Origin of the sequence: Endozoicomonas numazuensis, assembly GCF_000722635.1 — a bacterium.
Classification (GTDB): domain Bacteria; phylum Pseudomonadota; class Gammaproteobacteria; order Pseudomonadales; family Endozoicomonadaceae; genus Endozoicomonas_A; species Endozoicomonas_A numazuensis.
The window spans coordinates 290480-302765 of sequence record NZ_JOKH01000004.1 but is presented as its reverse complement, the minus strand read 5'-3'; the positions used below and the strand labels follow the sequence as shown (position 1 = coordinate 302765).

Sequence of the window (12286 nt, the reverse complement as noted above, 5' to 3'; positions counted from 1 at the left end):
CACTCTAACAACTTAAAGATTCTGTAAATTGACTTGAAGCAACAAATACTTAAGAGGTTCGGTAATTCATTAGTCTCTACATTTGAACATGCACTCAAATACCTTCTGCTAAGCTTTCTGGACATTACCGCTTCGGAACATCGTATGAGCAGCCTGATTGATCTCGCTACCCGTGTGCTTTGGGAGTACATACTCATATATTTATTGCTGGGCGCAGGCGTCTATTTCACGATTCGCAGCCGATTTGTCCAGATTCGCCACTTCTTTCATGCCTGGAAAATCATGTTCAGTTCCAGGAACACCTCTAAAAATGAGATTTCCTCGTTTCAGGCACTGTGTACTTCACTGGCTGCTCATGTAGGAACGGGCAATCTCGCGGGTGTTGCTATCGCCATTTTCATTGGTGGGCCCGGAGCTATTTTCTGGATGTGGGTGGTTGCGGTGCTGGGTATGTCGTCCAGCTACATAGAGAACACACTGGCTCAGCTTTATAAAACCAATAATAATGACGGTACCTTTCGAGGTGGACCTGCGTATTATATAGAGAAGGCACTTGGCCTTCGCTGGCTTGGAGTCATTTTCTCCAGCCTGCTGCTGATTGCTTTTGGCTTTGTTTTCAATGCCGTCCACGCCAACTCTGTTTCTGCCTCCTTAACCGCCAGCACCAGTTTAAGCCCTGAGCAAATTGGTCTGGCTATGGCCATTATCACTGGCCTGATCATATTCCGGGGTATCAAGACCATTACCCGGTTTGCTGAAATGGTCGTTCCTCTGATGGCTTTGACTTATCTGGTTATTGCCCTGTACGTAGTCATCAGTCGAATTGATGAAATGCCCGCTGTCATTGCCCTGATTTTTAATCATGCCTTTGGTCTTGAACAAGCTGTAGGCGGGGGCATAGGCTACTCGGTAGCCCAGGCCATTATGCAAGGAGTAAAGAGAGGCCTTTTTTCCAACGAAGCCGGTATGGGCAGTGGTCCTAATGCAGCAGCAACGGCCACCCCCTGGCCTCACCACCCTGCAGCTCAGGGCATAATCTCCATGACCAGTGTCTTTATAGACACCATTATTATCTGTACCGCAACAGCTGCCATCGTCATTCTTTCAGGCCAACTGGAAAGTGCCAATACTCTGAACGGTATTCAATTGACTCAGGCAGCCCTCGGGGATCTGGTTGGTACCTGGGGTGAATGGTTTATCATGGGCGCTGTGCTTTTCTTTGGTTTCACTTCAGTGGTCGCTAATTATTATTACGGCGAATCTAACCTGCTTTTCATGAAAAACAGTTCGCAATTACTGCTGATTTATCGATGTGTCGTGATCTTGCTGGTCTATCTGGGAGCTGTCAGCAGTCTTGAGGCTGTCTGGATTGTCGCTGATCTTGCTATGGGTTTGATGGCTCTGATCAACTTGATTGTCATCGTGCTGCTATCGGGACCCGCACTGATGGTTTTGAAGGATTATGACCGACAATTGAGAAAGGGCAAAACGCCTGTTTTTTACCGTGAACGATTCCCTTTCCTGAATCAGACCATGGACGCCAATGTATGGGTACAGCCTGCTGAACCTGATGATGCGGACGACGATGAAAATGGCGCACCCGCTTCTGACTTCCCTGAAGCTGAAAGGTTATAAATCCACTGCAGCTGATTGTCTGGTGATTGTTTTCAGCCATGGAAACAATCACCAGACAAATAATGAAAACCATTATTCAAGATTAATGAGGATGGATTATCTAGATAAAAACCCTTAACAGGGAAGACGTCAATACCTAAAAGCCAGACTACCCTCCATTACCATTCAGAGTCTCCTACAACGGATAGCAGCTACTAACTGGCAAATGCTCCTTTACTTTTTACTGACCCAGGAGATGAGTATATACACCTACCACCCACAGTTTATTCACTTATATTATATAAAACTGATTACAAACAAACTTCCGGACATATAAATAATCCGGAAGCGCTATGAACGACTTTATTGCTGCATCAAACAATATTCTCTGGGGAAGCGTCCTGATTTACCTGCTTCTCGGAGCCGGTATTTTCTTCACTATTCGTACCCGATTCGTCCAGTTTCGCCGTTTCGGTCTGGCTGCCAAAACCATGATGGGCAGCCGAGCCACTACGTCTGACCGCCAGATTTCTGCATTCCAGGCTTTCTGCACCAGCCTCGCCGCCCGTATCGGTACTGGCAACATGGCAGGTGTTGCCGTTGCAATCTACCTGGGTGGACCCGGAGCTATCTTCTGGATGTGGCTGATTGCCTTATTGGGTATGGCCACCAGCTTCGCAGAAAACATTCTCGCCCAAATTTACAAAACTAATAATGGCGATGGAACTTACCGTGGAGGCCCCGCTTACTATATGCAGAAAGCATTGGGACAGCGCTGGATGGGCATTGCCTTCTCTATTTCCCTGATTATTGCTTTCGGTTTTGCGTTCAACAGCGTGCAGTCTAACTCCATTGCGGCTGCATTCGCGGGTTACGGTATCGCCCCTGAGTATATTGGTATTGGGTTAGCTCTGGTCAGCGGTGTCATCATTTTTGGTGGTATTCGTTCCATTTCAAAAGTTGCTGAAATGATCGTGCCCATCATGGCACTGAGCTATCTGGCTGTAGCTCTCGTGGTTGTAGCCATGAACATTTCTGAATTGCCTGCCATATTCTCTCTGGTTTTCAAGAGCGCTTTCGGTCTTGAAACGGCCATGGGTGGTGGCGTTGGTTACATGGTTTCTCAGGCTATGATGCAGGGTATCAAGCGTGGTCTGTTCTCCAATGAGGCCGGTATGGGTAGTGCTCCAAATGCTGCTGCTACGGCTCACTCTACTCACCCGGTTAATCAGGGCATGATGGGAATGCTGGGTGTATTCCTCGATACCATCGTCGTATGCACAGCAACTGCGGCCATTATCCTGATGTCAGGCATGTTAGAGCCCGGCAGTGGTCTGACCGGTGTCGAATTAACTCAGGCTGCACTCTCCAACGAGATTGGCCCACTAGGTGGACACTTTGTGGCCCTCGCCATCCTGCTGTTTGCTTTCACTTCCATCATTGCCAATTACTACTACGGTGAGTCTAACCTGCTGTTCATCAAAAACAGCAAACCACTGCTGATGGTGTATCGTCTGGCAGTGCTGGGCATGGTTTTCTGGGGAGCTATTGGCAACCTGCCAACTGTGTGGGCTTTTGCAGATCTTTCCATGGGCACTATGGCTCTGATCAACATTGCAGCCATTCTGCTGTTGTCCGGTATCGTAGTTCAGGTTCTGAAAGACTTTGACGAGCAGATTGCTGACGGTGTGATACCGGTGTTTAACCGCAAAAAGTTCCCATTCCTGGATAGAACCATGGATAAGGATGTGTGGCAGGAACACAACACAGGCGACGCTCAGCCTGCCTCTGTTGAGCAAGTCAAAGCAAGACTCGCGACTGAATAAACTTCCAACCTGTTGGACTGGAGCCTGAAACTTTCGGATTAAGCTTTCGAGCCTTAAGTCCGGCAGGCTCCCAGGGCCGAGTCATCCGCTTGGCCCTCTTTTCCCCTGAATACACTTCGTATACTGACTTTCATATTACTCAGATCGATATCTGCCAGCTCCAGTGTTTCCATATCTCCCGCAGCACTTCGCTTCAGAAGTAAATGATCAATACGCAGTTCTCCCGCAGAACAGGGGACTTTGAGACTGACCTCACCAGTGATTCTAATGTCTGCCCGGGCCTTTTCTGCATCATAAGAGAACTGATGAATACTTTCCCCTTCAGGCAAAGAACTTTTCAGTGTCGACAACAACCTGACTCTTTCATCTTTTATGCTGGCCTCCTTGGCCTCACTGGCTTCAGAAACAGATTCCAGAGAACCTAATAAAACGACAGCAAGAGAAGCTGAGAAACGCATTCGCGTCTGGTTAGACAGAGCTCTTCTCAGCTGCCAGCGTGAAACCCATTTTTTCTGAAGAAGTATCTCCCCTAACTTCTCGTCTGTATTTTTCTGAATGTGAACAGCCTCTCTTATTTTTTCTTCTGTGACGTACCCCCGGATTACCAGAATCTGTCCTAATCTGGATTTGTGATATGCTTGAGCCCGTTTTAAATTATCCATGCGGGTACCGTCCTTTTTGCCATTCGTACAGGAGTCTGGCTCCTTGTCTGGTTATCGGCCAATCCCAGCCATGATCCAAAAACTCTGGCTGTCACGGTCTTCCCAAAGGCAGGTATTCCCCTTCTTACTGCAAATGGAAAAGGTTTCTGAGCATGCCGGAAAAAAAGCAGGGCTTTGCCTTTGAACAGTCACTTTCTGACCTGGATACACTGGTTCAGAAATTGGAATCTGGTGACATGTCACTGGAAGAGTCCCTGAAAGCCTTTGAGCAAGGTGTGAAACTGACACGCGAATGTCAAAAGGCTCTGACCGAAGCGGAACAGAGAGTCCAGCAATTGCTGGAAAATCAGGGTCAGCTTGAAACCCGTCCGTTCGACCCGACAGAAGGCGAATAGTCCATGACACTGCTGGAATACATCAAGGGTTGTCGAAACCGCGTTGATGAGCAGCTCAAAAGCATTCTCCCCGACAACAGCCAGGTCAGTGTCAGACTGGTTGAGGCTATGTCCTATTCCGTCTTTAACGGTGGCAAACGCATTCGACCGATTCTGGTCTACGCCGCTTCTGAAGCCGTAGGTGGCCAGCCAGCCCAGGCTGACCCTGCCGCCTGTTCAGTGGAACTTATCCACGCCTATTCTCTGGTTCATGATGACCTGCCGGCAATGGATGACGACGACCTTCGCAGAGGCAAGCCTACATGCCATAAGGCCTTTGACGAAGCGACCGCTATCCTCGCTGGTGATGCCCTGCAAACTTTGGCTTTTGAAGCATTGACGTCTGCTGATCATGACTTGCCGGATCCTGTCCGCCTGAAACTGGTTAGAGAACTGGCACAGGCTTCAGGTTATGCCGGCATGTGCGGTGGTCAATCCATGGACCTGAACTCAGTAGGCAGCCCACTGAACCAGGAACAACTGCAGTTAATGCACAGCCACAAGACGGGAACTCTGATCCGAGCCAGTGTCATCATGGGAGCACTTTCAAGTGGCCATGTTGAGAGCAAACAACTGACTCATCTGACCCGGTATGCTGATGCTATAGGTCTGGCCTTTCAGGTGCAGGATGACATTCTGGATGTCACCGCCGATACTGAAGTGCTGGGTAAGCAGCAAGGCGCTGACCTTGCCCTGGATAAGCCAACATACGTTTCTCTCATGGGTTTAGACGGCGCTAGAGAATTAGCAGGCTCTCTTTGCCAGCAGGCGATTCATTCCCTTGAAAGCTTTGGAGACAGAGCTAAGATTCTCAGGCAGATGGCAGAGTACGTGATTCAGCGTTCGCACTGACGCAGACCCACGCAAGTGCCTGATTCAGGAGTAAAAACAGTATTTCCATAGTAAAAACCTCCTGTTCAGGTACAATCCTATAGTTTACTGGTTACAAATCCCTAGGAGGCTGACCGAGAATAGCGTCCGAGCATAAAATTCAGTAGAACGAGGCCATTTTTTCGATAAATTTGTGCGAATAGTGGGCCTATTCAATCAAATTTATCGGAAAAATGGGCCGTTCTTTCTGGATTTTAGGCCGACCTGCCTATTCTCGGTCAGGCTCCTAGAGGTCCGCCTTACATCTGTTATTCACAGGTCAGGCATCATGCTGCCGGAAGCCCAAAAGCTTCCCCTTCCCATCCCATACAGGTTATGGTGAATGAGGAACTACGTCGAATTTTCGAAAAGTGACTTGGGACTGGAAGTCAAACTGAGAGCAGTGCTCGACTTGATTTCTGGAAGACTGAACGACTGATTGAGCGTTTGTCTTCAAGAGTCGCTTTTTATGGCTGAGAGGCCTGGATCGCAAGCAAACATGTTTCACGAAATACCCAAGACAAAGCCTGATACCCCTTTGCTGGACCGGGTAGATACACCCGACCAGCTTCGCCAATTTGAAAAAACTGACCTGCCCCAGCTGGCCCATGAGCTGAGAGAATTTCTGCTCTACTCGGTCGGTCAGGTAGGCGGGCATTTTGGTGCCGGGCTGGGTGTTGTTGAGCTGACTATCGCCCTGCACTATCTGTTCGAAACTCCCTATGACCGGCTGGTCTGGGATGTTGGTCATCAGACCTATCCTCATAAAATTCTGACCGGTCGTAAGGACAGAATGGATACCCTGCGCCAGAAAGATGGCCTGGCGGCTTTTCCCAAAAGGGATGAAAGTGAGTTTGATACCTTTGGGGTAGGTCACTCCAGTACTTCTATCAGTGCCGCACTCGGCATGGCGACCAGCGCTCGCCTGAAAGGTGAAAAACGACGCACAGTGGCAGTGATAGGTGATGGTTCCATGACCGCAGGCATGGCTTATGAAGCCATGAATCATGCGGCAGATCTTAAAGCTAACATGCTGGTCATTTTAAACGACAACGACATGTCGATTTCCAAGAGCGTTGGCGGTCTGTCCAACTATCTGACCAAGGTATTATCCAGTAAAACCTATCACCATATTCGCGAGGGCAGTAAGAAAGTCCTGAACGTCATCCCCCATGCCTGGGAGCTGGCTCGCAGAACGGAAGAACACATGAAGGGAATGATTATTCCCGGTACATTGTTCGAGGAAATGGGCTTCAACTATTTTGGCCCTATCGATGGCCATGATTTGCCCATGCTGCTCCATACTCTTGAGAACCTTAAGGATCTGGACGGCCCTCAGTTTCTGCACGTTGTTACCCGTAAAGGTAAAGGCTTCATACCTGCCGAAAAAGACCCCATTGGTTATCACGCCGTCACCAAACTGGAACCCAATCCAAAAGCCGGGGAAGAAAAACCCAAGCTTCCCAAAAAGCCCAAATACTGCAATATTTTTGGTCAATGGCTCTGCGATATGGCGACAGAAGACAGCAAGCTGGTAGGCATCACTCCAGCTATGTGTGAAGGCTCGGACCTGATTCGCTTTGCCGATCATTATCCTGATCGCTACTTTGATGTTGCCATTGCAGAACAACATGCAGTAACCCTGGCTGCCGGCATGGCTTGTGAAGGGATGAAGCCTGTCGTAGCGATATACTCAACCTTTCTACAAAGAGCCTACGATCAATTGATCCATGATGTTGCCGTACAGAAACTGGATGTTCTTTTCGCCATCGACAGAGCTGGAATGGTCGGGGAAGACGGTCCCACTCACGGTGGCTGCTACGATATTGCCTACTTGCGATGCGTTCCGGACATGCTGGTCATGACACCCTCGGATGAAGACGAAACTCGTCGTATGCTCTCTACAGGTTATCACTATCAGGGATCTGCATCTGTCCGATACCCCAGGGGAACCGGACCTGGAGTAATGATCAGCGAAAACCTGGAAACCATGACTATTGGAAAAGGCGAGATTCGTCGTCAGGGACAACAGGTTGCCATTCTGTCGTTTGGTACATTGCTTCAGAATGCTTTGGCTGCAGGTGATGAACTGGATGTAACCGTTGCTAATATGCGCTTTGTTAAACCGCTGGATAAAGAGCTTATTCTGCAACTGGCCAAAGAGCATGAGCTTCTGGTCACATTGGAAGAAGGCTGTATTGCCGGTGGCGCAGGCTCAGCGGTTTCCGAGTTCCTGAGCGAACAAGGCATAAACACGCCTGTTCTGCATTTGGGTATCCCGGACGAATACATAGAAGCGGCCAGCCACAAGCAGCAACTGGCTGAGTGTGGCCTGGACTCAGAAGGTATCAAGCAGTCCATTATCAAACGCATGGGCCGAAACCTGAAAAGTGCTATTAAAATCGCTCAGGTCACTCAAGCCTGATACGACTTAAAACAGCCTCCTGCCCCAAGGAGGCTGAACCTCCTCCCAAGCTAAAACGTCTGAACAACCTGATGTATTCTTCCGATTTGATCCGGGCCTTGAAAGCTGCGGACTGGACTACAAAGCAGGCACTCAATGGCGAGAAAAGCTCACTGGAAATTATAAAGATGAGGATGGATTCAAAGCCGATTTCGAGTATTTACTGAACTCATTCGAAAACGATCTGGAGAAGGAAACAGAGCTCAATTTTGATGATTTAATGCCTGAAACCTAGCAGCCTTCTATAAAGAGCCAGAAACAGATTGCATCTGGCTCTCCCTCAATAGCCTCAGGCCGTATCGTACAAGTGCCCAAGCTTCCAGACCTTGGTGGTCAGGTACTTCTCATTGTGAGGATTCTGTCCGGTCTGATGGGGCTGACGTTGAACCACATCAATACCCTGACGGGTCAAGGCTTCTACTTTCTTAGGGTTATTGGTCATTAGTACCAACTTCTGAACCCCAAGATGATCCAGCATCGTCTTGCACATATCATATTTACGCAAGTCTGCGGCAAAGCCCAGCTCTTCATTAGCCTCAACAGTATCCAAGCCAGTATCCTGAAGCTGGTAAGCACGGACTTTATTCAACAGGCCAATGCCACGGCCTTCCTGACGCAGATATAGGATGACTCCGCGACCGGCCTCGGCAATCTTGCGCATAGCGGCCTCAAGCTGAGGACCACAGTCACAGCGCATGCTGAAAAGAGCATCTCCGGTCAGACACTCTGAATGAACCCGTGCCAGAACGGGACCACCCTGGCTTAAATCCCCCATGGTGAGAGCCAGGTGCTCCTTGCCAGTGCCACTCTCTTCAAATCCATGCATAATGAACTCACCGAAAGGGGTGGGCAAGCGAGACTCTGCAACGTAACGAACAGACACTCACTACTCCTCAAGACAGTCGTGCGGTGAGATTGTAACAGTACAGGATGTTACAGGCGAGTTAATAACGAGCCTGCAGTGTCATTACCCCGCCTTCCTCACTGAATCGGATATTCTTCAGATAGCTCATACCCAGCAATACCGTTTCAGGGCTATTGCCTTCAATCACTGTCGCTTCTACATTAGGCACACGTATGCCGCCCACTGACACGAAATCCAACATGACCTGAAACCCTCTGACCACGCCACTGGCGGTTTCTACTCTTACCGTATCGCCATCTTTGTAGTTAATTCCAAGACGTTCAGCCGTGGCTGCATTAATCGCTACAACATTAGCTCCAGTGTCCACTAATACCTGTGCCGATCTATTGTTGATAACGCTCTGAGCCAGGTACTGACCTTCATTCGTTCTATTAATTCGAAATGAGAGTAACTCGGGAGATTGGATACCGTCACCCATATCGCGGCTAAGAAAATAATCGTTGACCACGCCATTCACTTCAACTCTGGCTTTTCGACTACTGGAATCGATCAATCTGACACCTTTTACAGGCTGCTGACCCACCTCAAGAAATTGTCGCTCACCATCAATAAAGACCAGAGCTTTTTCAGGAAACAAAGCCACCACCCTGACATTGACAGCATGGGACAACGAAGAAAAGGAAAGCAACAGGCTGGCAAACAACCCGAAAGGGACAACTGAATTCATTATTTTTATACCGTAAGAAGTCTGTCATCAGCAAAAGCGGCTCAAGAACACTTGATCACCCATGGCTGATTATGACTCGATTCCATTTGGGTTCTATCTTCCGTGCCGCAGGCATCAGGGTCAAGTCGGTGGACTAAACTCAAGAGCTGTTTAACAACTTACATAAATAGAAAAGGACTTACGATTTACCTTGGGTGACCCATGATTAAAAAAACCGAAGTAATTCTAACGCTTGGAATGGGCTTGCTTAGCACTGCTCTGTTTGCTGGAGAACCAAAAAAGTTGAGTCGTTTACCTGCCCTCAGCCAGACAGCATTTCATCAGCAGAGGCCGCAAGAACCGGTATAATTCCGTTGCAACCCGGAATGCCAAAGGTATGGAATCACCTCAAATTCCAGTATCGCCAAAAAGCACACCCGCCCGGAGAATCAGATCTCCCCCTTGAAATAACCCCTCGGTTTGACCTGGATCTGCCGCTGACTTTTGAAAGTGCTCATATCACCAAGTCACTGAATAAGTCCCGCATTTTCTGGGCCAACTATACCCATTGGATTTCAAGATGCTACTAGGCGACAAGTGAGCGAAGCCCTGTAAGCCTACAAGTAGTAGGTGGTCAGGGTGAGCGAACGCTGGCAACAACGTAGCATCTTGACAGGCGATGGGTATATGCTCTGGAAATGATCAGCTGTGTCTATAGAATTAACGATGATCGCTACCGTGACTTTGAAATAGAACTGACTCCCAATGACAGTCTTGCCATTTTCCATCTGCAACCCAGCCATGCCTGGTCTGCCTATTCGAGAGCCGACCTGAAAACCATTAGAACCGAGTATTCATGTATGGAAAGCCCTGAGTACTGTCGGTTTTCACTGTCCAGAATCAGTGCCGAGTTCATAGCCCCCCTATTCCCATGGGCAATGAGATAAGTCTTTCTTTTGGAGAAGAGACCGTACTTAGGCAAACTATTTCCAGTCAGTTGGATATACACTCTCTCAAAGAGGGCGCTATAAACGCAACAACAACAACAACAACAACAACAACAACGGATGTAGGGAATATGATAATGACTGGTTTACCACATTGTCAGAGAGCCCCAAGACATAAAATAGATCAGTGCACATTGGCCGATCTGCAAAGCAATCTGCATCAAAACAAAGTATCAACCCTGCTTGTAAAGTTTGGCCTTCTGGGCAGCGATTCTTACGCCAGACTCAGTGGCTGCTACGACTATAAAGTGCGGTGTGAATCAGTAGTGTCAGACATTGAGGAATAGAAACGAAACTCAACACCTGCTCAAAGGAGCAGGTGTGCAATAACCTGAAGCGAAATAAGTGCAAAAATACCGGCTATTATGTCGTCTATCATAATACCCAAACCACCATGCACTTTCTGATCCAGCCATCCGATAGGCCAAGGCTTCCAGATATCGAATATTCGGAACAAAATAAATCCTGTCAGTACCCACTCCCAGCCACTGGGAGCCACCAGCATAGTAATCCAATAACCAACAAATTCATCCCAGACAATACCCGGGTGGTCATGCACGCCAAGATCTTTGGACGTTTTACCACAGAGCCAGATACCAAGAACAATACTGACCGCCAGGACCAACAGGTAGTTCCAGAGCGGCAGATACTGAAAAACCAGATAAAAAGGAATAGCCGCCAGGGTACCAAACGTCCCTGGTGCCACAGGAGATAAGCCACTGCCAAGACCAAAGGCAAAAAAGTGAACCGGGTTTTTCCAAACTGAGGGTGTTTTGCTCACATGCCTATGGCTCATAAAACGTGCCTATAGCCCATGAAAAATTGTTTTTTCATAATAGAGAACTCACTAAAAGTGCTGATAAGCCTGGGGAGAAAGTGGTTGACCTGTCTCTGCATCCACCAGCCCAGGAGATGAAGCTATACGACCAACACAGGTTATATGATGATCTTCCGTCAAACTCTCAGGAAGCTGTAACTTTTTTTGAACAGGCCAGGTAAAGCACAGCTCATAATCATCACCTCCGGTCAGCGCCAGCTCCCTGGCTTTCTCTGACCCCAGCAAACTTTCCAGTTCTTTGGAAACGGGGACCGATGAAATGTTCAGTTCAGCACCGACCTGGCTGGCTTTGAGAATATGCCCAAGGTCGCCCAGCAAACCATCCGAAACATCCAGAGCAGCAGTTGCACCATTTTCCCGCAACCACTGACCCAGCGCAATTCTGGGTGTCGGTCGATAGTAACGGTCGAGTAAATAGCGCTGCTCTATGGTGCTAACACTCTTCGGATTTTCACCTCGAAGCACATCGGGTAATGCACCAGCCGCATCGCCAAGATAACCGCTGATATAAATCAAATCCCCAATGTTGGCGCCATTTCGCCGCAGTGCACTGCCTTTGGGCAATGTTCCCTGAACTTGTATTGAGATCGTCAAAGGCCCGCGAGTAGTATCCCCGCCAATCAGCCCAATTTGATGAGCAGATGCCAGCTCTGCTAAACCATCAGAAAATGACTGAAGCCAGGCATCATCGGAATCAGGCAGGGTCAGACCAAGGGTAAAACTGTGTGGCTCTGCCCCCATAGCAGCAAGATCACTGAGGTTAACAGCCAGAGCCCGGTAACCCAGAAGACAAGGATCACAGTTTTTTGGGAAGTGAACACCTTCAACCAGCGTATCCAGAGACTGAGCCAGTTGCTGATTCGATTGAAGGGACAGAAGAGCACAATCGTCGCCTATACCAACGACATCATCGAAATGAGATCGAAGACCCGGACGATCAAAGAAACTGCGAATCAGGTCAAATTCGCCAAGAGCCATAGTCAAGCCCACAGATACGGTT

The 12286-nt window shown here is 48.5% G+C and carries 11 protein-coding genes; 6 read left to right on the top strand and 5 right to left on the bottom strand.

The window, feature by feature from the left end:
* The first annotated feature begins 144 nt into the window (after positions 1-144).
* Positions 145-1635, top strand: a complete 1491-nt coding sequence (locus tag GZ78_RS18105) for an alanine/glycine:cation symporter family protein (protein ID WP_051786319.1) — start codon at positions 145-147, stop codon at positions 1633-1635.
* Positions 1636-1967: 332 nt separating this feature from the next.
* Positions 1968-3440, top strand: a complete 1473-nt coding sequence (locus GZ78_RS18100) for an alanine/glycine:cation symporter family protein (protein ID WP_034839133.1) — start codon at positions 1968-1970, stop codon at positions 3438-3440.
* A 53-nt stretch (positions 3441-3493) separates the two neighbouring features.
* Here GZ78_RS18100 and GZ78_RS18095 read toward each other — a convergent pair whose 3' ends face one another.
* Positions 3494-4102: a hypothetical protein gene (locus tag GZ78_RS18095; RefSeq protein WP_034839130.1), complete on the bottom strand. Its 609-nt coding sequence runs from the start codon at positions 4100-4102 to the stop codon at positions 3494-3496.
* Between the two features lie 152 nt (positions 4103-4254).
* Between GZ78_RS18095 and GZ78_RS18090 the strand changes: the two genes are divergently transcribed.
* The 3 genes from GZ78_RS18090 (at position 4255) to dxs (ending at position 7831) form a co-directional block, all read left to right on the top strand.
* The gene (locus tag GZ78_RS18090; RefSeq protein WP_034839128.1) at positions 4255-4497 is read left to right on the top strand and encodes an exodeoxyribonuclease VII small subunit; all 243 of its coding nucleotides are present in this window, start codon (positions 4255-4257) and stop codon (positions 4495-4497) included.
* Positions 4498-4500: 3 nt separating this feature from the next.
* A complete protein-coding gene (gene ispA / locus GZ78_RS18085) occupies positions 4501-5388 on the top strand; it encodes a (2E,6E)-farnesyl diphosphate synthase (protein WP_034839125.1) in 888 nt (295 codons plus the stop codon).
* 517 nt (positions 5389-5905) lie between these two features.
* Positions 5906-7831: a 1-deoxy-D-xylulose-5-phosphate synthase gene (gene dxs, locus GZ78_RS18080; protein ID WP_034839123.1), complete on the top strand. Its 1926-nt coding sequence runs from the start codon at positions 5906-5908 to the stop codon at positions 7829-7831.
* Between the two features lie 328 nt (positions 7832-8159).
* On the opposite strand, the gene ribA is transcribed toward dxs, so the two are convergent.
* Together ribA and GZ78_RS18070 are read right to left on the bottom strand one after the other, a co-directional pair.
* Entirely contained in the window at positions 8160-8753 is a 594-nt protein-coding gene (gene ribA, locus GZ78_RS18075; RefSeq protein WP_034839115.1) for a GTP cyclohydrolase II, read from the bottom strand.
* A gap of 61 nt (positions 8754-8814) precedes the next feature.
* Positions 8815-9462: a retropepsin-like aspartic protease family protein gene (locus tag GZ78_RS18070; protein ID WP_051786318.1), complete on the bottom strand. Its 648-nt coding sequence runs from the start codon at positions 9460-9462 to the stop codon at positions 8815-8817.
* Positions 9463-10139: 677 nt separating this feature from the next.
* Between GZ78_RS18070 and GZ78_RS18060 the strand changes: the two genes are divergently transcribed.
* Entirely contained in the window at positions 10140-10388 is a 249-nt protein-coding gene (locus GZ78_RS18060) for a hypothetical protein (RefSeq protein ID WP_034839110.1), read from the top strand.
* A gap of 367 nt (positions 10389-10755) precedes the next feature.
* Here GZ78_RS18060 and GZ78_RS18055 read toward each other — a convergent pair whose 3' ends face one another.
* Together GZ78_RS18055 and thiL are read right to left on the bottom strand one after the other, a co-directional pair.
* On the bottom strand, positions 10756-11244 hold the full coding sequence (locus GZ78_RS18055) for a phosphatidylglycerophosphatase A family protein (RefSeq protein WP_034839108.1): 489 nt from the start codon (positions 11242-11244) through the stop codon (positions 10756-10758).
* A gap of 51 nt (positions 11245-11295) precedes the next feature.
* Positions 11296-12264 carry a thiamine-phosphate kinase gene (gene thiL, locus GZ78_RS18050; RefSeq protein ID WP_034839106.1) on the bottom strand — a complete coding sequence of 323 codons (969 nt, stop codon included), beginning with the start codon at positions 12262-12264 and terminating at the stop codon, positions 11296-11298.
* Positions 12265-12286 lie beyond the last annotated feature (22 nt).